The organism is Amycolatopsis sp. N2S4-7, from assembly GCF_058119595.1.
Map to the genome: position 1 here is coordinate 8,720,886 of NZ_CP172299.1, position 20,729 is coordinate 8,741,614.

General features: G+C 72.7%; 23 protein-coding genes. 5 read left to right on the forward strand and 18 right to left on the reverse strand.

The window, feature by feature from the left end:
* Nucleotides 1–4: 4 nt before the first annotated feature.
* From ACH54P_RS41060 to ACH54P_RS41070, 3 genes are all read right to left on the reverse strand, one after another.
* The gene (locus ACH54P_RS41060) at nt 5–577 is read right to left on the reverse strand and encodes a GNAT family N-acetyltransferase (RefSeq protein ID WP_489908689.1); all 573 of its coding nucleotides are present in this window, start codon (nt 575–577) and stop codon (nt 5–7) included.
* Between the two features lie 40 nt (nt 578–617).
* Nucleotides 618–875 carry a hypothetical protein gene (locus tag ACH54P_RS41065; protein WP_489908690.1) on the reverse strand — a complete coding sequence of 86 codons (258 nt, stop codon included), beginning with the start codon at nt 873–875 and terminating at the stop codon, nt 618–620.
* Nucleotides 876–1,013: 138 nt separating this feature from the next.
* Nucleotides 1,014–1,472 carry an Lrp/AsnC family transcriptional regulator gene (locus tag ACH54P_RS41070; protein WP_489908691.1) on the reverse strand — a complete coding sequence of 153 codons (459 nt, stop codon included), beginning with the start codon at nt 1,470–1,472 and terminating at the stop codon, nt 1,014–1,016.
* Between the two features lie 77 nt (nt 1,473–1,549).
* On the opposite strand from ACH54P_RS41070, the gene ACH54P_RS41075 reads away from it, so the two are divergent.
* A complete protein-coding gene (locus ACH54P_RS41075) occupies nt 1,550–2,584 on the forward strand; it encodes a Glu/Leu/Phe/Val dehydrogenase dimerization domain-containing protein (RefSeq protein WP_489908692.1) in 1,035 nt (344 codons plus the stop codon).
* Here ACH54P_RS41075 and ACH54P_RS41080 read toward each other — a convergent pair.
* The 8 genes from ACH54P_RS41080 to ACH54P_RS41115 all read right to left on the reverse strand — a co-directional run bounded on the left by ACH54P_RS41080 (nt 2,553) and on the right by ACH54P_RS41115 (nt 10,166).
* A complete protein-coding gene (locus ACH54P_RS41080; protein ID WP_489908693.1) occupies nt 2,553–3,803 on the reverse strand; it encodes an ABC transporter substrate-binding protein in 1,251 nt (416 codons plus the stop codon). The two genes, ACH54P_RS41075 and ACH54P_RS41080, sit on opposite strands and share 32 nt — an antisense overlap.
* Entirely contained in the window at nt 3,800–4,954 is a 1,155-nt protein-coding gene (locus tag ACH54P_RS41085; protein WP_489916932.1) for a branched-chain amino acid ABC transporter permease, read from the reverse strand. The genes ACH54P_RS41080 and ACH54P_RS41085 overlap by 4 nt, the downstream gene beginning before the upstream one ends.
* Before the next feature lie 7 nt (nt 4,955–4,961).
* Nucleotides 4,962–5,840, reverse strand: coding sequence for a branched-chain amino acid ABC transporter permease (locus tag ACH54P_RS41090; RefSeq protein ID WP_489908694.1), 879 nt, complete (start codon nt 5,838–5,840; stop codon nt 4,962–4,964).
* Nucleotides 5,837–6,610: an ABC transporter ATP-binding protein gene (locus ACH54P_RS41095; protein WP_489908695.1), complete on the reverse strand. Its 774-nt coding sequence runs from the start codon at nt 6,608–6,610 to the stop codon at nt 5,837–5,839. Before ACH54P_RS41095 ends, ACH54P_RS41090 begins: the two co-directional genes overlap by 4 nt.
* Nucleotides 6,607–7,416 (reverse strand): ABC transporter ATP-binding protein, encoded by an 810-nt coding sequence (locus ACH54P_RS41100; protein ID WP_489908696.1) that lies wholly within the window; start codon nt 7,414–7,416, stop codon nt 6,607–6,609. The genes ACH54P_RS41095 and ACH54P_RS41100 overlap by 4 nt, the downstream gene beginning before the upstream one ends.
* Before the next feature lie 158 nt (nt 7,417–7,574).
* Nucleotides 7,575–8,393, reverse strand: a complete 819-nt coding sequence (locus ACH54P_RS41105) for a PHP domain-containing protein (protein ID WP_489908697.1) — start codon at nt 8,391–8,393, stop codon at nt 7,575–7,577.
* Between the two features lie 13 nt (nt 8,394–8,406).
* Nucleotides 8,407–9,030 (reverse strand): response regulator, encoded by a 624-nt coding sequence (locus ACH54P_RS41110; protein ID WP_364731256.1) that lies wholly within the window; start codon nt 9,028–9,030, stop codon nt 8,407–8,409.
* Nucleotides 9,027–10,166, reverse strand: coding sequence for a GAF domain-containing sensor histidine kinase (locus ACH54P_RS41115; protein ID WP_489908698.1), 1,140 nt, complete (start codon nt 10,164–10,166; stop codon nt 9,027–9,029). The genes ACH54P_RS41110 and ACH54P_RS41115 overlap by 4 nt, the downstream gene beginning before the upstream one ends.
* 84 nt (nt 10,167–10,250) lie before the next feature.
* On the opposite strand from ACH54P_RS41115, the gene ACH54P_RS41120 reads away from it, so the two are divergent.
* Entirely contained in the window at nt 10,251–12,986 is a 2,736-nt protein-coding gene (locus tag ACH54P_RS41120; RefSeq protein ID WP_489908699.1) for an FAD-binding and (Fe-S)-binding domain-containing protein, read from the forward strand.
* Here ACH54P_RS41120 and ACH54P_RS41125 read toward each other — a convergent pair whose 3' ends face one another.
* The 4 genes from ACH54P_RS41125 to ACH54P_RS41140 are packed head-to-tail and all read right to left on the reverse strand — an operon-like array spanning nt 12,987 to nt 15,514.
* Nucleotides 12,987–13,550 carry a TetR/AcrR family transcriptional regulator gene (locus ACH54P_RS41125; RefSeq protein WP_489908700.1) on the reverse strand — a complete coding sequence of 188 codons (564 nt, stop codon included), beginning with the start codon at nt 13,548–13,550 and terminating at the stop codon, nt 12,987–12,989.
* A 42-nt stretch (nt 13,551–13,592) separates the two neighbouring features.
* Nucleotides 13,593–13,790 carry a ferredoxin gene (locus tag ACH54P_RS41130; RefSeq protein ID WP_489908701.1) on the reverse strand — a complete coding sequence of 66 codons (198 nt, stop codon included), beginning with the start codon at nt 13,788–13,790 and terminating at the stop codon, nt 13,593–13,595.
* Between the two features lie 3 nt (nt 13,791–13,793).
* On the reverse strand, nt 13,794–15,008 hold the full coding sequence (locus ACH54P_RS41135; protein ID WP_489908702.1) for a cytochrome P450: 1,215 nt from the start codon (nt 15,006–15,008) through the stop codon (nt 13,794–13,796).
* A complete protein-coding gene (locus tag ACH54P_RS41140; RefSeq protein ID WP_489908703.1) occupies nt 15,005–15,514 on the reverse strand; it encodes a PadR family transcriptional regulator in 510 nt (169 codons plus the stop codon). Before ACH54P_RS41140 ends, ACH54P_RS41135 begins: the two co-directional genes overlap by 4 nt.
* Before the next feature lie 176 nt (nt 15,515–15,690).
* Here ACH54P_RS41140 and ACH54P_RS41145 point away from each other — a divergent pair, with 176 nt between their 5' ends.
* Together ACH54P_RS41145 and ACH54P_RS41150 are read left to right on the forward strand one after the other, a co-directional pair.
* Nucleotides 15,691–16,881: a cytochrome P450 gene (locus tag ACH54P_RS41145; protein ID WP_489908704.1), complete on the forward strand. Its 1,191-nt coding sequence runs from the start codon at nt 15,691–15,693 to the stop codon at nt 16,879–16,881.
* A 2-nt stretch (nt 16,882–16,883) separates the two neighbouring features.
* A complete protein-coding gene (locus tag ACH54P_RS41150; RefSeq protein WP_489908705.1) occupies nt 16,884–17,099 on the forward strand; it encodes a ferredoxin in 216 nt (71 codons plus the stop codon).
* Here the strand turns inward: ACH54P_RS41150 and mtnA are convergent.
* Both mtnA and ACH54P_RS41160 read right to left on the reverse strand, forming a co-directional pair.
* Nucleotides 17,096–18,061: an S-methyl-5-thioribose-1-phosphate isomerase gene (gene mtnA / locus ACH54P_RS41155; RefSeq protein WP_489908706.1), complete on the reverse strand. Its 966-nt coding sequence runs from the start codon at nt 18,059–18,061 to the stop codon at nt 17,096–17,098. The two genes, ACH54P_RS41150 and mtnA, sit on opposite strands and share 4 nt — an antisense overlap.
* Before the next feature lie 443 nt (nt 18,062–18,504).
* The gene (locus ACH54P_RS41160) at nt 18,505–19,299 is read right to left on the reverse strand and encodes a PIG-L family deacetylase (protein ID WP_489908707.1); all 795 of its coding nucleotides are present in this window, start codon (nt 19,297–19,299) and stop codon (nt 18,505–18,507) included.
* Nucleotides 19,300–19,374: 75 nt separating this feature from the next.
* Here ACH54P_RS41160 and ACH54P_RS41165 point away from each other — a divergent pair, with 75 nt between their 5' ends.
* Nucleotides 19,375–19,857, forward strand: coding sequence for a DinB family protein (locus tag ACH54P_RS41165; protein WP_489908708.1), 483 nt, complete (start codon nt 19,375–19,377; stop codon nt 19,855–19,857).
* Here the strand turns inward: ACH54P_RS41165 and ACH54P_RS41170 are convergent.
* Nucleotides 19,854–20,651, reverse strand: a complete 798-nt coding sequence (locus ACH54P_RS41170) for an Fpg/Nei family DNA glycosylase (protein ID WP_489908709.1) — start codon at nt 20,649–20,651, stop codon at nt 19,854–19,856. The genes ACH54P_RS41165 and ACH54P_RS41170 overlap by 4 nt on opposite strands.
* Nucleotides 20,652–20,729 lie beyond the last annotated feature (78 nt).

Below are 20,729 nucleotides of genomic sequence, written 5' to 3' on the forward strand. Positions count from 1 at the left end.
GCACTCACGAGCCCCGGGCCGCGGCCCACTCCTCGCGGGTGATCGCGTACTCGACGTCGCCGTGCTCGCTGCCCGGCGCCCGCTCGTGCTCCGGGAACTCCTCGAAGTACGTGCGGACCAGCTTCATCCCCAGTTTTTCCATCACACGGCGCGAGCGCTGGTTCACGACCATGGTGGCCGCCGTCACGCGCCGGACCCCCAGTTCGGTGAAGCCCTTCGCGATCAGCGCCGCCGAGCCTTCCGTGCCGTAGCCCTGGCCCCACGCCTTCCGGTGCAGCCGGTACCCCAGCTCCGGCTCGTCGGGCGGATCGTGCGGCCGCGGGCGGAAGTGGAACCACCCCAGGAAATCACCGGTGCGCTTCTCGATGGCCACCCAGAACCCGTAACCGGGGAAACGCTCGTAGTAACCGAGGAACGCGGGAAGATCGAGAGTGACGATCTCGGTGCGGTCCGCCGGCCGGCCCCCATTGAGGTACTTCATCACGGCCGGGTCGTCGTAGAGCTCGAAGAGCGCGTCCGCGTCGTTCTCGGTGAATCGGCGGAGGATCAGCCGCTCGGTTTCGAGGAATACGTGCATCGGGTGATGCTGACAGTGACCCCAGTGTGTGGCAACGCAATTACGCGGCGATGGCGAGGACCTCGCCCAGCGCCTGCGAGCCGGCCTCGGTGAGCAGGGCGGGCACGAGCTCGCCGCACTTGCCCGGGCGGGCCGGTGCGATCATCCCGAGCCGGGCGAGCCGGTGCACGGTGGACTGGTCGCAGCAGCTCAGGCCGTCGATGAAGAGGTCGGGCTCGCAGCTGCAGCTGATCTCGGCGTGGCCCCCGGCCACGGCTCTCAACGTGGCCCGCTCACGGTGGTTCAGTTCGGTGATCATGGCGGCGCCTCCTTCCCGTCGTGCTCATTAGACGCCTCACCACCGACAGTTTCCGCCTCCCAGCGTGCGAACCGGGGGATTTCAGGGGTCCACGTAGGGGTGGCGTGTCGCGCCTTTCCGGGTAGCCCCCGGATACCCCTAGGGGAGCGCTTCAAGCGTCGTCTTGCGCGTGTGGCGGAAAACGATCGACGTCCGGAATCCGACGATCTCCCGGCGCAACGCGAGCCGGTCGGTGAGGAATGCGTGCAACGCGTCGATGTCCGGGGTGGTCACTTCGATCAGGTAATCGTCGCTGCCCGCCGTGACGTACACCGAGACCACCTCCGGCAGTTCGGCGATCGACCGTTGGAAGGAGTCGATCACCGCCCGGCTCAGCGGCCGCACCTGCGCCGTGACGAGGGCCCGGACGCCGCGGTTGAGGCTCGCCAGGTCGATGTCGGCGTGGTAGCCGCGGATGACGCCGCGTTCGCGCAGCAGCCGGATGCGTTCGAGGCACGTCGACGGCGCGATGCCGACCTTGCGGGCGATGTCGCGGTTGGTCTGCCGCGCGTCCTCCTGCAGCTGCCGCACGATCGCCGAATCAAGTTCGTCGAGCACCGTGACCTCCCGGGCGTGAGCGAATAAAGTTCGGCGACCAGCCGACGCCGTCGACGATCACTCTAACTTCGGCAGCTATGACCGCACATGAGCGACTCGTAGCCCGCCGGGGCCGTCGATCCGGCATCACCACCATGGTCGCGATCCACTCGACCGCGCTCGGCCCCGCCGTCGGCGGGTGCCGCTTCAAGCCGTACGCCACGCTCGAACAAGCCATCGGCGACGTCCTCCGCCTGTCCGAGGCGATGACGGCGAAGTGCGCCGTCGCCGGGCTCGCGTTCGGGGGCGGCAAGAGCGTCATCGCGCCCGAGCCGGGTCGCGTGCTCTCGCCGGAGGAGCGCCGGGCCGTCCTGCTCGACCACGCCGACCTGATCGCCGAGTTCGGCGGCGCCTACCTGGCCGGCCCGGACGTCGGCACCGGCCCGGCCGACATGCTCGTCCTGCGCGAGGCCTCGCCGTACGCGTTCTGCACGCCCGAGTCGGCGGGCGGAACCGGTTCCTCCAGCGGCCCGACGGCCGTCGGCGTGCTCGCCGCGCTCCGGGCGGCGGCCGGCTCGGCGGACCTGACCGGCCGGCGGGTGGTGATCAGCGGCTACGGCTCCGTGGGCGCCCACCTCGCGGCGAGCCTGCACGCAGCCGGTGCCGGCGTCGTCGTGTCCGACATCGACCCGGCCAAGCGCGCCGACGCCGAAAAACAGGGCCTGACCTGGGTCGAGCCCGAGAAAGCGCTCACCCTGACCGCCGACGTCGTCATCCCGGCGGCGGTCGGCGGCGTGCTGAGCCCCGAGACGGTGGCCCGGCTCGACACGCCCCTCGTCGTCGGCCCGGCCAACAACCAGCTCACCGACGACAGCGTCGCCGACGTCCTCGCCGACCGCGGCGTCCTGTGGATCCCGGACTACGTCGCCAGCGCGGGCGGGATCCTGTACACCCTTTCGCGGGAGGCCGAGGGGCTGGACCACGAGGCCGCGCTCGCCCGAGTCGAGACGATCGAGCAGACCGTCGCGGACCTGCTGGCGGCGGCGAAGGCCAACGCGACCACCCCGCTGCGGGAGGCGGCCGCGCTGGCGCGACGCCGGCTCACTTCTGGTGCGGGGCCACGTACTCCTTAGCCTCGGGCGCCTCGAACAGCGGCTTGACGTACCGGACGCCGCCCTCGGCGGTGGCGTCCGGGGTGGCCGCGTAGACCTGGCGCGTCGCCGGCGTCCCCGGCTTGGAGAAGTCGAGCGCCGCGACCAGGTTGTCGGTGCTCGCCGACGTCGTCTGCTTCAGCGCCGCGGCGATGCCGTCGCGGGTGAGGTCCTTGTTGTCGCAGGCCTTCTTCAGCACCGCGCCCCACACCTCGCCGACCGCGTAGCCGTAGGGGACACCGCCGTTCGGCGTCTCCTTGTAGGCGGCCTTGTACTTCGCCGCGACGTCCTTGGCCTTCGGCAGGTCGGCCGAGAACGGCACGCTGCTGGCCACCACGGTCAGCTTGTCGAGCGCCCCGGCGGCCGGGCTCTTCAGCAGCGCCGGGTCGAAGGTCGGGTTGTTGCCCAGCACCGGCACGTTCAACCCGAGCGCCTTGTTGGTCGAAACCGCGGACCCGGTCTGCGCGGGCGTCGTCGTCAGCACGATGGCCTTGACGCCGGCACCCTTCAGCCCGGTGACGACGTTGGTGAGGTCGCTGTCGGTCGAGGTGATCTTCACTTCCTTGACCGACAGGCTGTGCTTCTTGGCGTAGAACTGCGAGCCGCGCAGGCCGTTCTTCCCGTACTCGCCGTCGATGTAGACGTGCCCGATCGTGTCGCCGTCCTTGATCAGGCCCTGCTCCTGCAGGTAGGACAGGCCGTCGATGATCTCCAGGTCGTAGGTGGTGCCGACGATCATCACGTACGGGTTGTCGAGCAGCTCCGACGACCACGACGCGGGTGCGGCGACGGCCTTGTCCGTGGCCAGGTTCTGCTTCAGCGCGGCCACCACCGGCGAGCCGAGCAGCTGCACGAACCCGAGCACCTTCGGCTCGATCTGCGGGTACAGCGTCTTCGCCGTGTCGGCCTTGTAGCCGTGGTCGACCTCTTCGAGCTTCACCTGCCGTCCGCAGACGCCGCCGGCGGCGTTGAAGTCCTTGGCCCACAGCTCGTTGCCCTGCGTGACGCCGAGGCCGAGGTTCTTGAACACGCCGGACTTGTCGGTCATCACGCCGAGCGTCACCTCGGTGGCGGTCACCCCCTTGCCGGTCTTGACGCCGGAGCTGTCGGCGCCCGACGAGCCGGAGTCGTTCGCCTTCGTGCTGCACGCGCCGAGCGCGAGGACGGCCGCCAGCGCCGCCGCCAGGTGTGTTCGCTTCATGATTCCTCCGAGGGGTGACGGCGGGGTGTCCTCCGCCGGGTGAGCCGGCGGCCGATCGCGGCGAGCCCGCCCGGCTCGAACAGCACGACCAGGATGATCGCGGCGCCGTAGACGAACGAGCTGACCAGGATCGGGGTCAGCGCGCCGTCGCCGGTGCCGGAGAACCAGCCCAGATCGGCGGAGTACAGGGCGAGGACCTGCGGCAGGCCGTTGACGATCAGGGCGCCGACGAGCGCGCCGGGGACCGAGCCGAGCCCGCCGATGATGACCATCGCGAGGTAGGCGATGGACACGTTGATGCCGTAGGTGCCGAACTCGCTCTCGTCCGGCTTGAGGATGTCGAACCACAGGACGGTCATCGCGCCGGCGAGGCCGCCGTAGGCCGAGGAGACGGCGAACGCGCCGGCCTTGGCGCGGATCACGCTGACCCCCATCACCGCGGCCGCGGCCTCGTTGTCGCGCACCGCCCGCCACGACCGCCCGACCCGGCCGCGGACCGCGCCGCGGGCGATGACGAACGCGATGACCGTGAGCAGCAGGAACAGGTACCACATGCGCTCGGACTGCTGGATCGGCACGCCGAGCAGTTCGAGCTGCGGGCCGTCGTTGGTGAAGGGGAACCCGAACAGCGAGAACGACGCCGGCGTGCGCCCGGTGGACGTCCCGCCGGTGAGCTCCTCGGCCGACTGTCCGAAGTAGAGGCCGAGGAACACCAGCGCCAGCGAGGCGACGCCGAGGTAGATTCCGCGCAGCCGGCCGGCGACCGGGGCGAAGGCCAGGCCCAGCAGCGCCGCGACGACCACCGCGCCCAGCAGCGACAGGCCGGGGTCGAGGCCGAAGCCGACCACGCGGTTGTCGCCGGTCGGTCCGGAAAGGACGGTGTAGGCGGTCCCGCCGGCGAGCAGGAAGAACGCGTGGGCCAGGGAAAGCTGCCCGGCCTGCCCGACCACCAGCGTCAGCCCGATCGCCCCGACCGCGCCGATCATCATGTACTGCCCGGCCTTCAGCCAGGCCGCGTCGAGGTAGAGCGGCAGCGCGAGCAGAACGACCAGCAGCGCGAGCCACGCGACCGTGCGCACCAGCTTCGCCGGGCTGCGCGCCGGGCGCGACGGTGGCGCGTCGGCCGCGGGTGGGGTGTCCACTTCGGACACGGTGCTCTCAGACACGCGTTCGCTCCCTCGTGCCGAACAGCCCGGAGGGCCGCACCACCAGGACCACCAGCATCACCAGGAACACCGCGCTCTTGGAGAAGTCGAACGAGACGTACTGCGCCGACAACGCCTCCACGAGACCGACGACCAGGCCGCCGATCACCGCGCCCGCCGTCGAGTCGAGACCGCCGAGGATCGCCGCGGGGAACGCGGCCAGCGCGATCGAGTGCGTGCCGCGGGACAGCCCGGCGCCGGAGAAGTCCTGCGTCGCGATGAACAGCACCGCCACGCCGGCCAGCAGCCCGGCGACGACCCACGCGGTCGCGGTGACGCGGGAGCTGCGGATGCCCATCAGCGCGGCGGCCTCGCGGTTCTCCGCCTGCGCCCGCATCGCCACGCCCCAGTTCGAGTACTTGAAGGCCAGCCAGAACGCCGTGATGAGCACCGCGGCCACGCCGAGGGCGACCAGGTGCGTGCGGAACAGCGTGATCCCGCCGATCTGGAACGGCTTCGCGTCCCAGGCGCCGCCGAGGAAGGGCAGCGTGACGCCGAGGCGCCGCACGATCTCCTCGGTGACGATCACGTCGACGCCGATGGTGAGCAGCGCCAGGCTGTTCGCGTCGGCGTGCCGGGAGCGCGACAGCAGCAGCCGCTCCACCACCAGGCCGAGCAGCCCGGCGGAGACGATGCCGACCAGCGACGCGCCCACCCAGCCGAGCGCGTCCCGCGTCACCACGACGAGGTAGCCGCCGAAGAGCACGAGCGAGCCGTGGGCGAAGTTGACCACCTCGGTGGCCTTGAAGATGATCACGAACCCCAGCGCGAGCAACGCGAACACCGCGCCCTTGCCGAGGCCGTTCACCACGAGCTGCAGGAATGTGTTCACGCCGCCTCCGTGCCCAGGTAGGCCTTGATGACGTCCGGGTCGGACTGGACTTCCGCGGGGGTGCCGTCGGCGATGCGGCGGCCGAAGTCGAGCACGGTGACCCGGTCGGCGATGCCCATCACCAGGCCCATGTCGTGCTCGACGAGCAGGATCGAGATGCCCAGCTCGGCGCGGATCTCGCTGATGGTGCCGGCCAGCTCGGCGGTCTCGGACGCGTTCATCCCGGCCGCCGGCTCGTCGAGCAGGAGCAGCACGGGCTCGACGGCGAGCGCGCGGGCGAGGTCGACGCGCTTGACGGCGCCGTAGGGGAGGGCGCCGACCGGGGCGTCGACGACCGGCCCGAGGCCGAGGAACGCGCAGATCTCCCGGACGCGGTCCGCGTGCCTGCGCTCGGCCCGGACCGTCCACGGCAGCCGCAGCCCGGTTTCGAGGAAGCCGCCGCGGGTCAGCGCGTGCCGCCCGAGCATGACGTTGTCCAGCACGGTCGAGCCGGGGGAGAGGGCCGCGTTCTGGAACGACCGCCCGATGCCCAGCCCGGCGAGCTTGTGCGGCGCGAGCCCGGTCAGGTCCTTCTCCCCGAGCAGCACGCGGCCGGCGTTCGCCCGGTAGAGGCCGCTGATCACGTTGAAGCAGCTGGACTTCCCGGCGCCGTTCGGCCCGATCAGCGCGTGCAGCGAGCCGGGGGCGACGGTGAAGCTCACTTCGTCGAGGGCGCGGATCCCGCCGAACCGGAGGGACAAGTCGTCGACGCGCAGTTCCGGCGGTGTCATCCGGCCCACCTCGACAGGGTCCGGCCCGCGAGGCGTTCGCGCGCGGTCTGTGCCTCGGCCTCGGCGGTCTCCTGCGACTCGGCGTGCCCGCCGAGGTAGAGCCGCTGGACGTCCTGGCTGGCGGCGAGCTCGGCGGCCGTCCCGGCCAGCGCGACCCGGCCCACCTCCAGCACCACGGCGTGGTCGGCGACGTCGAGCGCCATCACGGCGTTCTGCTCCACCAGCACGACGGCGGTGCCCTGCTCGTGGATCTCCCGGATGGTCTTCCCGATCTGCTCGACGATCTTCGGCGCCAGCCCCAGCGACGGCTCGTCGAGCAGCAGCAGCTTGGGCGCGGACATCAGCGCCCGGCCGATCGCGAGCATCTGCTGCTCCCCGCCGGACAACAGCCCGGCGCGCTGCTTCGCGCGTTCGGAGAGGACGGGGAAGAGCTCGCCGACGCGCTTGCGGGCGGCGGTCCGGTCCGCGGCGGTCCGGGCGCCGATGCCGCCGGCCCGCAGGTTCTCCTCGACGGTCATCCGGGCGAAGACCTGCCGCCCCTCGGGCACGCCGACGACGCCGAGCCGGACGATCCGGGCGGGGTCGAGCTTGCCGAGCGCGTGGCCGTCGTAGCGGATCTCGCCGCCGGAAATCGCGCCCCGGTGCATGCGGAGCGTGCCCGAGACGGCTCTGAGCAAAGTGGACTTCCCGGCCCCGTTGCTGCCGAGCACGGCCAGCACGCCGTCGGCGGAAACGTCGAGGTCGACACCGTGCAGGGCGGCCGTCGACCGGCCGTACCGCACTCGCAGACCACGCACGGTCAGCACGGACTCACTCCAGGACGCAAGACGCCTCCTCCACTCGTGTGACGTGAGTCACCGTCGGTGGCGGTCATCCTGCGTTCGGCCGCAATGATCCGATACCCCCACCTGGAGACCCCGTCGGCCACAAAACGGACACGAGCGGTGGTTGCGTGCGCGGCCGGTTACCCGGGGTGGCGAGAACCGTCGCGCAGACCCGCCAGCACCTCGGGCGAGGTCGTGCACTCGCCGAGGCGGACCGGCTTGCGGTCGCCGTGGAAGTCGCTGGACCCGGTCACGAGCAACCCCAGCTCCGCGGCCACTTCACGCAACCGCGCGCGGACCTCAGGGGCCTGCTCCGGGTGGTCGCCCTCGACGCCGGCCAGCCCGGCCTCGGCGAGCCCGGCCAGCTGCGCGTCCGTGACCTCCGCCCGGCGTTTCACCGAGCGCGGGTGGGCCAGCACGGTCGCGCCCCCGGCCGCGCGGACCAGGGTGATCGCGTCCTCTGTGGACAAGACGTGCTTCGGGACGTCCGCGCGGCCGCCGTCGGCGATCCAGTCCGGGGTGAACGCGTCGGTGATGCCCACGGCGGCCAGCGCCGCGGCGATGTGCGGACGGCCCAGCGGGGCGCCGCCGGCGATCGCCCGCACCCGGTCGAGGGTGATCGGCGCGCCCAGCTCGCGGCAGCGCTCGACCATCCGCACCGCGCGGCGCTCGCGGTCGGTGCGGATCAGTTCCAGCTCGGTGGCCAGCGGCGCGTTGCCGGGGTCGGCGAAGTAGCCGAGCAGGTGCACCTCCGCGTCGTCGAGGCGGCACGAGATCTCGACGCCCCGAACCACCTCCACGCCCGCGTCGGCCGCGATGGCCGCGTCCAGGCCCGCGAAGGTGTCGTGGTCGGTCAGGGCGATCACCGTCAGCCCGGCCTCGGCGGCCAGCCGCGGGAGTTCCGAGGGCGGCGTCGTGCCGTCCGAGGCGGTGCTGTGCGTGTGCAGGTCGATCGTCACCCGGCCGAGGGTCTCACAGCAGCCCGGCTTCGCTGGCCTTGCCGATGGCTTCGACGCGGTTGCGTGCCCCCAGCTTGTGCAGCGCCGACTGCAGGTACGTCTTCACCGTGTTGCGCGCCAGGCCCGTCGACTCGGCGATCTCCGGGTTCGTCTGCCCCTGCGCCGCCAGCCGCAGGACCTCGTACTCGCGGCGGGTCAGGCCGCTGCGGGCCAGCGCGTCCGAGCGCTGCCCGGCGTCGGGCAGGATCCGCGGGTCGACGACGCGCTCGCCGCGCAGCACCCGGCGCAGCTCGGTCACCAGCTGCGCGCCGGCGGCGTCCTTGAGCAGGCAGCCGTGCGCCCCGGACTCCAGCGCGGCCAGCACGCCCTGGTGGTCGCCGTGCGCGGTGAACACGACGATCTTCCCGTCCGGGTGCACCCGGCGCAGCTCGGTGACGACCTCCGGCGCGAGCATGTCCGGCAGCCGCAGGTCGAGCAGGATCAGGTCCGGCGCCAGGGACGCCACCCGCTCGATCGCCAGCCGCCCGGACTCCGCGGAGCCGACCACGCTCAGGCACGGGTCCGAGCGCAGCAGCAGCGTGACGCCGTCGCGGACCACCGGGTGGTCGTCGACGACGAACACGGTCGCGGGAGTCACGGCCGCACCAGCGGCACCCACGCGCGCAGGGTGCAGCCGTCGTCGTCGTCGCGGACCAGGCTGACCCGGCCGCCGAGCCGCGCGGCGCGCCCGGTCAGCGTCCGCAGGCCCATGCCCGTGCCGGGGACGGCCGCCGTGCCGGCGCCGTCGTCCGCGACGACCACCTGGACCCCGTCGTCACTGGGCAGCAGGCTGACGATCACCGAGGACGCCCCGGCGTGTTTCTCGACGTTGAGCAGGCCTTCGCGGACCGCGGAGACGAGCAGCGCGGTGCGTTCGGCGTCCAGCGGCGGCACGGCCGCGAGCTGCACGAACCGCGCCGGGACGCCGCAGCGTGCCTGGAACGAGCGGCAGTGCTCGGCCAGCTCGACCGGCAGCGCCCGCTCCGGGCTGCATTCCGACAGCGCCAGCAGCGACTCCCGCAACGCCCCGGCGGCCGCCGAGACGTCCCCCTCCAGCCGGCGCAGCCGCGCTTCCAGCCCGGGGTTGCCGTGGAAGTCGTCGTGCAGGTCGCGCACCTGGACCCCGATGGAGAACAGCAGCGCGCCGACCGAGTCGTGGAGGGCGCTCTGCATCCGCAGGCGCTCGCCGGCCACCGCGGCCGACCGGTCCGTCTCGGCGACCTTCGCCAGGTGCAAGGCGGTCCCGGCCTGGCACGCGACCTCCTCCATCCGCCGGACGGCGTCGTCGCCGAAGTCGGCGGGCTCGCGCATGGCCGCGTAGGCGATGGCGACGGTTTCGCCGCGCGCGACGATCGGGACGGCGAGCATCGCGGCCAGCCCCTCGCCGCGGACCTGGGCGTCGAAGTGGTGGGTGATCGTCGGCGAGCTGACGTAGTCGGCGACCCGCACCGGACGGCCGGTCGCCAGCACGCGCCCGCCGATGCCCTGGCCCACCGGCACCTCGAGGTCCTGCAGCGAGTCCGTCCGGGTGCCGGACATCCAGCGGATCACGGCCAGCTCGGGCCGGTCGAGCTCGGCGACGAACCCGGCCTTCGCGCCGACCGTCTCCCGGATCAGGCGCGCGGTCCCGTGCAGCGCGGCGACGCGGTCGAGCGTGCCGAGCAGCTTCTCGCGCTCGCGCAGCAGCTCGCCCAGCACCGCGCTGTACTCGGCGACGTGCTCCTTTGCCGTCACGCGCCCACGATCGCACACGAGATGTGGTTTCGGACATACCCGGCTGGAGAGGTACGGGAGCGCCCGGTCGACTTGAATGGGGGTGTGGAGATCCTCACCGACGCCGCCACGCTCGCCCTGTACACGACCGACGCCTCCAACTACCGCCACGTGCCCCGCGGGGTGGTGCTGCCGGAGACGGTCGACGACGTCGTCGCCGCGGTCGCGGCCGCTCGCGATCGTGACCTGCCGGTGATCGCGCGGGGCGGCGGCACGAGCGTCGCCGGCAACGCGTGCGGGCCCGGCCTGGTCATCGACACCTCGCGCCACGTCGCCGGGGTCCTCTCGCTGGACCCGGAGTCGCGGCTCGCGCGGGTGCTGCCCGGGACCGTGCTGGACGACCTGCAGGCGGTCGCGGCGCCGCACGGCCTGCGGTTCGGGCCGGACCCGTCGACGCACAGCCGGTGCACGCTCGGCGGGATGATCGGCAACAACGCGTGCGGCTCGCACTCGGTGGCGTGGGGGCGCACGGTCGACGTCGTGCGCTCGCTCGATGTGCTGCTCTACGACGGCACGCGGTTGCGGGTGGGCCGGGACGAACCCACCGAAGGCCCGATCTTCGACGAGCTGCGCGCGCTGGTGCGGGACAACCTGGCGTTGCTGCGCAAGGAACTCTCGACCTGGCCGCGCCGGGTGTCCGGCTACGCCCTCGAACACCTGTTGCCGGAGAACGGGTTCGACGTCGCGAAGGCGCTCGTCGGCAGCGAGGGCACCTGCGTGACGATCCTGGAGGCGACGGTTTCGCTCGCGCGGCTCCCGGACCGCAAGGTGCTCGCCGTGCTGGGCTTCCCGTCCGACATCGCGGCGGCCGACGCCGTGCCGTCGATCCTGCCGTGGTCCCCGCTGACCGTCGAGGGCGTCGACGCCGAGCTGGTCGCGATGCTGCCCGGCCGCGCGGGCGACCTGCCGCCGGGCGGGGCCTGGCTGTTCGTCGAGCTCGCGGGCGACGACCCGGCCTCGCAGGCCCGGGACCTGGCCGCGTCGCTCGACCTCACCGGCTTCGCGATCGTCGACAACCCGGCCGCGCAACGCGGGCTGTGGCGCATCCGCGAGGAGGGCGCCGGGCTCGCGACGCGGCTCGCCGACGGCTCGGAGGCCTGGCCCGGCTGGGAAGACGCCGCCGTCCCGCCCGAGCGCCTCGGCGCGTACCTGCGCGAGTTCAAGGAACTCATGCGCTCGCACGGGCGCCGCAGCGTGGTCTACGGCCACTACGGCGAGGGCTGTCTCCACATGCGACTGGACTTCGACCTGCTGTCCGCGCCGGGGATCGCGGGGTTCCGGCGGTTCCTGGAGGAGGCGGCGGACCTCGTCGCGGCGCACGGCGGCTCGCTCTCCGGCGAGCACGGCGACGGGCAGGCGCGGTCGGAGCTGCTGTCCCGGATGTACAGCCCGGAGATGATGGCCGTCTTCGCGCGGTTCAAGGCGATCTTCGACCCGGCCGGGCGGATGAACCCCGGCATCCTGGTGACACCGCGGGCGATCGACGCGGACCTGCGTGTGCGCCCGACGCCGTCCTCCGTCGAGGACGCCGTCTTCCTCGGCTACCCGGAGGACCGGGGGAACTTCGGGCAGGCGATGCGGCGCTGCGTCGGGGTCGGCAAGTGCCGCAACACCAGCGGCGGTGGCGTGATGTGCCCGAGCTACCGGGCCACGCGCGAGGAGAAGCACTCGACGCGCGGGCGCGCGCACCTGCTCGCCGAGATGATCAACGGCGAGGTGATCACGGACGGCTGGCGCTCGGCCGAGGTCCACGAGGCCCTCGACCTGTGCCTGTCCTGCAAGGGATGCCTGTCCGACTGCCCGGTCGACGTCGACATGGCGACGTACAAGGCGGAGTTCCTGCACCAGCACTACCGGCGGCGGCTGCGCCCGGCGTCGCACTACTCGATGGGCTGGCTGCCGCTGTGGCTGCGGTTCAGCGCGCTCGCTCCGCGGCTGGCCAACGCCGTCGGGCGGTCGCGCTTGGCGGGCCTGGTGAAACGGCTCGGCGGGATCGCGCCGGAACGGGCGCTGCCTTCGTTCGCCGCGTCCCCGTTCACGTCGTCGCGCGCGGATCTCCGGCGGAGGGCCTCGGGGGAGCGCCGGGTGGTGCTGTGGCCGGATTCGTTCAACAACTACCTGACGCCATCGGTGCTGGAAGCGGCGCACGAAGTCCTGACCGCGGGGGGCTACGACGTCGTGCTGCCGGACCGCGGCGTCTGTTGTGGACTGACGTGGGTGTCGACGGGCCAGCTGGGTGTCGCGCGCCGCGTCCTGGACCGGACGCTTTCCGTGCTGGCGCCGTACCTCGAGGACGGCTACGAGGTCGCGGGCCTGGAACCGAGCTGCACGGCGTTGTTCCGCGGCGACCTGCCCGCGCTCATGCCGGGTGACGCGCGTGCTTCGCTGCTGGCGTCCCGGACGTTCACGTTCGCGGAACTGCTGGAGCGGGCGCCGATCCCGTTCGCGGCACTGGACGTCGACGCGATCACGCAGGTGCACTGCCACCAGCACGCGGTCCTCGGCTTCGGCCCCGACGAGTCGGCGCTCGCCGCGGCGGGGGTGCGGAACACGACGCTCGACTCGGGGTGCTGCGGCCTGGCGGGCAACTTCGGCTTCGAGCGCGGCCACTACGACGTCTCGAAGGCGGTGGCGGAGGACCGGATGCTCCCGGCGATCCGCGCGGCGTCGGCGGAGACGGTGGTGGTGTCGGACGGTTTCAGCTGCCGGACGCAGATCGCCCAGGAGTCGGGCCGGCAGCCGGTGCACCTGGCGGAACTGCTGCGCCGGGCGCTGCCGTGATCACTCGGCCCGCTCCAGCAGCGTCCGGACGGCGGTGAGGACGAGCCGGACGATGTCGTCGGGGTCGGCGCCGGCCAGCGGCTGCTTGCCGGTGAGCTCGCGGACCACCCCGATGCCCATCAGCCAGGCCAGCGCGAGGTCGGCGCGCAGCTCGGCGTCCGGGGCGTCGGTCAGCGTGGCCAGGATCCGGGCGTACTCGTCGCCGATCTCCTCGCGCAGCACCGCCCCGACGTCGCCGCTGCCCGAGGAGCGCAGGTACGTCTCCAGCGTCCGGTTCCGGTCGCCGCCGGGCGCGAGCATGCTGCGCAGCGACGCGCTGAGCAGCCGCTCCGGCGGGTGGGTTTCGAGGTGCTCGCGCCCGCTGCGGGCGATGACCTGCTCGAACAGCGCTTCCTTGCTGCCGAAGTAGCGGAAGAGCAGCGACTGGTTGACCCCGGCCAGGTCGGCGATGTCCCGGACGGTCGTCCGGTCGAAGCCGCGCTCGGCGAACAGCTTCGCGGCGGCGTCCAGCAGCGCCTGCCGCGTCGCGCCCGCGTCCCGTTTCCGGCCCGGCTGTTCCGTCATCGGAGCAGGTTAACCGGCAAACCGGACGCGAGCGCGGCTGCCCTACGCGCCGGAGAGGCGGATCGCGGCGGCCGGGCAGGTCAGTTCGGCCTGCCGGACCGCCTCCCGCTCACCTTCGGGCGGCTCGGCCGCGAGGAGGACGACCGTGCCGTCCCCCTCGTCCTGGTCGAACGTCTCCGGCGCGAGCAGGACGCACTGCCCGGACGAGACACAGCTCCCGGTGTCGACGGTGATCTTCACGGCTCACCACTCCACCGGAACGCGGTCGACGCCACCGGCGACGCGGTTGGTGCGGACGCCGATCTCGTCGATCCCGACCGCGAGCCGCAGGCCGGGGAAGCGGCGGAACAGCTTCGGGAACACCGTCCGCAGCTCGGTGCGGGCGAGGTTGGCGCCGATGCAGACGTGCGCGCCGGTGCCGAAGGCGAGGTGCACGTTCGGCGTCCGGTCCGGGTCGAACGCGTCGGGGTCGGCGAACACCGCCGCGTCGCGGTTGGCCGCGTCGCTGGAGATCAGGACGGCGTCACCGCGCCTGATCCGCGTCCCGGCGATCTCGACGTCCTCGTGCGCGTACCGCAGCAGGCCGGTGCCGCTGGTGGCGGTCAGCCGCAGGATCTCCTCGACGGTCTGGTTCACCTGGCCGTCGGGGTCGGCGGCGAAGCGGTCGCGGCGGCCGGTGTCGCTGAGCAGGAACAGGGTGCCCATCGCGATGCGCGTGGACGTCGTCTCGTGGCCGGCGAACAGCAGGCCGGCGCCCATCCGGGCGAGGTCGTCGTCGGTGAAGGCCGGGTCGTCGGCCTGCACGGCGACCATGTCGGAGATGACGTCGGGCTGCGGGTCCGCGCGCTTGGCGTCGGCCAGCTTCGTCATATAGGCCTTGAACTCCGTCATCGCCGCCTGGGCGTCCTCGCCACCGTCCATCATCGCGATCCGCTCGGACAGGCCGCGGAAGTGCTCGCGGTCGGCGTACGGGACGCCGAGCAGCTCGCAGATCACCAGCACCGGCAGGGGGAACGCGAGGAAGTCGGTCAGGTCGACCGGCTCGCCGGGGCGGGCGGCACGCGCGGCCGCGAGCTCGTCGAGGCAGCGGTCGGTCAGCTCCGCGATGCGGTCGCCGAGGGCGCGCATGCGCGGCGCGGAGAACGCGGGCGCCAGCATCCGGCGCATCCGCTTGTGCTCCTGCTCTTCGGTTTCGAAGTCGCCGCTCGGGCCGTCCTGCACCGCGGCGTGGGAAATCCGCGACGCCTGCTCCGGCGCCGGGTGCGACCGGCCGAAGCGGCGGTCGCGGAAGACCTCCTTGGCTTCTTCGTAGGAGGTCACCAGCCACGCCGGGTCGCCGGCGGGGGTGAGCACGCGGCTGATCGGCGCCCGCTGCCGGAGTGCTTCGTAGTCCGGGGCGATCGCGAGCGCGTTCGCGCGGGCGAAGGGGAGCCGAGGCGTCTGTTCGGTGGTGGTCATGCGTCGCTCCTCAAATCGGTCTTCAGCTCGGCGAGCCAGCGGCGTTCGGCGTCGAACTTCCCGAGGACGTGGTGCAGCGCCGCGCGGCTCCACGGGTCGGCCTGCCCGGCGGCGAGCCCGGTCAGCCGGGCGTGCTCGGCGATCAGGGCCCGTTCCCGGATTTCGAGCACGCGGGCGCGTTCCTCCTCGCTCAGCTGCCCGAAGTTCCCGACGCGGGCCAGGAACTCCGGCTCGTTGAGCGCCAGTTCGGCCGGGAAGTCCGCGAGCATGTCGCGCAGGAGCTCCCGGCCGACGTCGGTGATCGTGTAGACGTGCCGCGGCGGTTTGGTCTCCTGCTCCTCCGCGCTGCGGCTCACCGCACCGGCGTCGACGAAGCGCCGCAGGGTCGGGTAGAGCGAGTTGTTCGACAAGGTGTGGCCCGTCGAGGACTCCACGGCCTTGCGCAGTTCGTAACCGTGCATCGGTTCGCGGGCCAGCTTCGCCAGCAAGAGGATCTCGATCCACACCTAGGTCACCGTAACCTAGGGTCGCGTGACCCGGCAATGGCGCACCGTGACATCCGGACGGAAACTTTCCGTTACGGTGACGACCGTGCGTGATCAGCGCGCTGCTCGACGTGAGCCACGGCGGCGTGTAGCGTTTGTAAGCAGTTGCTTACAAACTTGGAGCACGGGGGTTCCGCATGACCGTCACGCACACCGAACCGCTCTCGTACCCCTTCAACGAGGAGGCCGGGCTCGACCTCAACGAGGCCTACGCGGCCGCCCGTGAAGCCGAGGGCCTGGTCCGGGTGAAGATGACCTACGGGGAGCCGGCGTGGCTGGCCACCCGCTACGCCGACGCCCGGCTGGTGCTGGGCGACCGCCGGTTCTCGCGGGCGATGGAGAAGGAGAAGGACGCCCCGCGCCGCTCACCGGTGGTCCGCGACGGCGGCATCCTGCAGATGGACCCGCCGGACCACACGCGGCTGCGGACGCTGGTCGCGAAGGCGTTCACGATGCGGCGCGTCGAGCTGCTCCGGCCGCGCGTCGCCTCCCTGGCGGCCGGGCTGATCGCCGACATGAAGGCCGCCGGCCCGCCCGCCGACCTCGTCGACCGCTACGCGCTGCCGATCCCGGTCGCGGTGATCTGCGAGCTGCTCGGCGTCCCGGTCGCCGACCGGCCGAAGTTCCGGGTCTGGAGCGACGCGGCCCTGTCCACCAGCGGCCTGACGCCCGAGGAGTTCGAGCGCAACCGCGAAGAACTGCGCGAGTACATGCGCGGCCTGATCGCCGAGCACCGCGGCGAGCCGCGGGACGACCTGATGACGGCGCTGATCGAGGCGCGCGACACCCGGGACCGGCTGACCGAGCTGGAGCTGGTCGACCTGTGCGTCGGCATCCTCGTCGCCGGCCACGAGACCACCGCGAGCCAGATCCCGAACTTCGTCTACGCACTGCTGGACCAGCACGGGCAGTGGGAGCGGCTGTGCGCCGACCCGGGCCTGATCCCGGCCGCGGTCGAGGAGCTGCTGCGGTTCGTGCCGCTGGGCGCCGGCGCGGGCTTCCCGCGCTACGCCACCGAAGACGTCACGGTCGGGGGCGTGCTGGTGCGGGCGGGCGAGCCGGTGCTGGTGGCCGTCGGCGCGGCCAACCGGGACGGGCTGCAGTTCGAGGACGCGGACGAGCTGCGCTTCGACCGCCCGGAGAACCACCACCTCGGCTTCGGCCACGGTGTCCACCACTGCCTCGGTGCGCCCCTCGCGCGGCTCGAGCTGCAGGAGGCGCTGCGCGCGTTGGTCACCGAGCTGCCGGGCCTGCACCTGGCCGGCGATATCGTGTGGAAGACGCAGATGCTCGTCCGCGGACCGCGGTCGATGCCGATCGGATGGTGACGATGAGCTGGCACGTGGAGATCGACGAACACACCTGCATCGGGTCGGGGATGTGCGCCGCGCTGATGCCGGAGGTGTTCGCGCTGGACGGCGCGGTCGCGCGCACGGTCACCTCCGAGGTGGACGGCGACGAGACGGTGCTGGACGCGGCCGACTCCTGCCCGGCGATGGCGATCACGGTGACCGACGGCGGCCGCGAGATCGGGCCGCGCCCCTAAGGCGTGAAGCGGCCGTGTTCGGTGACCACGGCCGTGATGAGCTCCGCCGGGGTGACGTCGAACGCGGGGTTGAACGCCTCGGCGTCCGGCGGGGTGATCGGCACCCCGGCGTATCCGGTGAGCTCGCGGGCGTCGCGTTCCTCGATGACGATGTCCGCGCCGCCGGCGAGCTTCCTGTCCACTGTGGATGAAGGCGCCACGACGACGAACGGCACGCCGTGGTGCTTCGCGGCGATGGCCAGGCCGTAGGTGCCGATCTTGTTGGCGACGTCGCCGTTCGCGGCGATCCGATCGGCACCGACGAGCACGCAGTCGACCAGCCCCCGCGCCATCGCGGCGGCGGCCGCCGAGTCGGGCTGGACGCGGTAGGGGACTTTCGCTTCCGCGAGTTCCCACGCCGTCAGCCGGGAGCCCTGGAGGAGCGGGCGCGTCTCGTCGACGAGGACTTCTTCCACGAGCCCGCGTTCGTGCAGGTGCCAGACGACGCCGAGCGCACTGCCCCAGCCGACGGTCGCGAGCCGTCCGGCGTTGCAGTGACTCAGCAACCGCAGCGGCCGCCGCGGGCACACGTCGAGCACGATCTCGGCGGCGTGCCCGGACGCGGCCTTGTTGAGTTCTTCGTCTTCCGTGAGCAGGGCGAGGGCTTCGGCGAGGACGGCGTCCGCGCCCTGGTCGAGCTTCGCGAGCGCGCGTTCGACGCCCCAGGCAAGGTTCACGGCGGTCGGCCGGGCGCGGGCGATGACCTCGGCGAGCGAGCGGACATCACCACCTTGCCGAGCGGCGAGCGCAACCCCCAGCGCCCCGGCGGCCCCCAACGCGGGAGCGCCCCGGACGGCGAGTCGCTGGATGGCGTCGACGAGCTCATCGACGGTCCGGAGGTGCAGAAGCCGGTAGTCGGCGGGCAGCGCGGTCTGGTCGATGATGACGATGGCGCCATCCGCCCAGTCGATGGTCCTGCGCACGAGCCCTCCCGGGGTAGCGGCCATGAGGCGATGGTGACCATTGAACGGCAGAACCCGCCGGGACCGCACACCCCACCGGGCTGGGGGTGCGCCCGGGCCGGAGGTAACCGCCGCACTCGGCCGGCGCCCGGCTGCCGGGCGCGGGTCAGCGGGGCGCTCGCGGGGTTGGGAATGATCGGCCGCGCGGGCAACGGCGGGCGCGGCCCGCGCGGCGGGGGAAGGCCCACCCTCGCCAGGCTGGGTCTTGCGGTTGACGCGGGCGCCCAGGCGCGGGTTGCCGGACGCGCCCGGCGGCCTGCGATCCCACCGCCACACGGGCACCCGCCCAGCCTCGCCTCCGGTCCAACCCTCGCCTCCGGCCCGGCCTCGCCTCCGGCCCGGCCTCGCCCCCGCGCCCCGGCCCAGCCTCACCCCCGGCCTCGGCCGCCGGGGTGGCCAACCGCTCACAGACCAGCCATCAAGTCCGTCTCCGTGATCCCCGGTCCCTGGCCCGCGCGGATGAACCACTCCGTCCCGAACGCGAACTCGAACGCCTCGTCCGGCATGGCCAGCATGAACATGTCCTCGCTGATCTGGCTCGGGTGGGCGCGCATCGCCGCGCGCTTCACCGCCGCGTACTTGGCCACGTCGACCGCTGCCGTGATCTCGGCCGCCGGCTTGCCGAACTCCACGTTCTCCGGGGGCTTCGGTGCCGCCTCGGGCGGCATCAGACCCTGCTCGACCGCCGCTTCGAAGCCGCGTTGCATGAATTCGCGGTTGAACGTCGCCTGGAAGACGCGGGCCGTGCCGGCCAGCTCGGCCGCGCGGAGGCCGACGCGGTGCACCTGGATGTGGTCCGGGTGGCCGTAGTCGCCGTTGTCGTCGTAGACCGTGAGGACGTCGGCCGACTCCTCGCGCAGGATCGCCGCGAGCTGCTCCGCCGCCTTCTCGACGTCCGCGCGCCAGAAGCACGCCGGGTCGTCGTTCGTCGGCTCGCCCATCATCCCGGAGTCGCGGTAGCCGAGGAACTCGACGCGCTCGACGCCGAGGATCTCCGCGGCCGCGTGCGCCTCCTGGACGCGCCGGTCCTCCAGTTTTTCGCCCTCGGCGAGGAAGCCGTCGGGTACCTCGCCGACCTCGCCCTTGGTGGCGACGACGAGCACGACCCGGTGCCCGTCTTCGACGGCTTTGCGCATGACGCCCGCGGTGCGGAGGCATTCGTCGTCCGGGTGGGCGTGGAAGGTGACCAGTGTTGCCATGTCCGCGACGCTACCGCGTGCCACCGACAAAAACCGCCCGCCAGGGTGCGCACCCGCGCGCTAAGGTCCGCGATCGTGGACGACGGCGAGAAGAACACGCTGCTGATGTTCCTGCGAGCCCAGCGCGAAAGCGTCCTGGCGATCCTCGGCGGCCTCGGCGCCGAGGCCCTGACGACCGCGGTCCTGCCGTCCGGCTGGACCCCGCTGGGCATGGTCGAGCACCTCGGGTACGCCGAGCGGCACTGGTTCCAGGAGATCGTCACCGGCACCGCCGACCCGCTCGCCTGGGGTGACGACCACGAGCCGCTGACCACGCCGCGGCCGCCCAGGGTCGTCTTCGCGTTCTACCGCGACCAGTGCCGCCGGTCCGACGAGATCTTCGCCGCGACGCCGTTGCCCGCGCCGCCGCGGGGCCGCCACCCCGGCCGGCTCGGCGTGGAGATCACCGACCTGCGCGGGGTGGTGCTGCACATGATCGAGGAGACGGCCCGGCACGCCGGCCACCTGGACGCGGCGCGCGAGCTGCTCGACGGCCGCACCGGCCTCGGCCCCCGCTAGGCCTGTTCCTTCGCGCACCACCAGGTCGACCGGCCGCCGACGGTGCCGTGGACCATCTCCGCCCCGCACCGCGGGCAGTGGTCGCCGGCCCGGCGGTGCCCGATGATCTCGCCGGTGTGGACGCCGCCGCGCCGGATCGCGGCGCGCAGGGCCTTCCGGAGTGCCTTGTGGAGGTTCGCGAGGTTGTCGTCGTCCAGCTCGTTCACCGGCCGGGCCGGGTGCACCGCCGCCTGCCACAGCGTTTCGTCGGCCAGCAGGTTCCCGATCCCGGCCAGCACGGACTGGTCCAGCAGCCGCGCCTTGAGCGGCGCCCGCCCGCGGCCGACGCGCTCGCGGAAGTCCCGGAGCGACACCTCGCCGGCGTCCGGGCCGAGCGCGTCGAGATCGGGGTCGAGCCGCACCCGGCTGAGCCGCCGGGTGTCGAACAGGCGGAGTTGTTCGCCGTCCGCGAAAGTGATCCCGAACCGGAACCACTCGGGTTTCTCTTCGCGGTCGCGGAACCGCTGCGGCCCGGGCGGCCCGCTCTCGCCGCCGAACCGCAGCTGCCCGGCCATCCCGAGGTGCAGGCCGAGGTGCGGCCCGGGCCGCCCGTCCCCGCCTTCGGTTTCGCACCACAGGGTCTTGCCGCGCCGGTGCGCGTCGGTCAGCCGCCCACCCCGCAGCGCGGCGCCGATGTCCCCGGGCGCGTGCGGACGGCAGACCCAGTCGTCGCGGTCGTCGACGTCCCGGATCTTCCGGCCGAGCGCCCCGGCGAGGACCTGGCGGGCGAGTTCCACTTCGGGCAGTTCCGGCACGGAACCAGTCTGCCGACTCCGCCGCCGGGCCGCAGATCTGCTCCGAACGAGTGCTTCTGTTAGCGCCGCGGCCGTCAC

Coding starts and splice junctions, on each gene's coding strand:
- ACH54P_RS41060 (WP_489908689.1), bottom strand. CDS start 577: ATGCACGTATTCCTCGAAACCGAGCGGCTGATCCTCCGCCGATTCACC.
- ACH54P_RS41065 (WP_489908690.1), bottom strand. CDS start 875: ATGATCACCGAACTGAACCACCGTGAGCGGGCCACGTTGAGAGCCGTG.
- ACH54P_RS41075 (WP_489908692.1), top strand. CDS start 1,550: ATGACCGCACATGAGCGACTCGTAGCCCGCCGGGGCCGTCGATCCGGC.
- ACH54P_RS41080 (WP_489908693.1), bottom strand. CDS start 3,803: ATGAAGCGAACACACCTGGCGGCGGCGCTGGCGGCCGTCCTCGCGCTC.
- ACH54P_RS41095 (WP_489908695.1), bottom strand. CDS start 6,610: ATGACACCGCCGGAACTGCGCGTCGACGACTTGTCCCTCCGGTTCGGC.
- ACH54P_RS41125 (WP_489908700.1), bottom strand. CDS start 13,550: ATGACGGAACAGCCGGGCCGGAAACGGGACGCGGGCGCGACGCGGCAG.
- ACH54P_RS41135 (WP_489908702.1), bottom strand. CDS start 15,008: ATGACCACCACCGAACAGACGCCTCGGCTCCCCTTCGCCCGCGCGAAC.
- ACH54P_RS41145 (WP_489908704.1), top strand. CDS start 15,691: ATGACCGTCACGCACACCGAACCGCTCTCGTACCCCTTCAACGAGGAG.
- ACH54P_RS41150 (WP_489908705.1), top strand. CDS start 16,884: ATGAGCTGGCACGTGGAGATCGACGAACACACCTGCATCGGGTCGGGG.
- ACH54P_RS41160 (WP_489908707.1), bottom strand. CDS start 19,299: ATGGCAACACTGGTCACCTTCCACGCCCACCCGGACGACGAATGCCTC.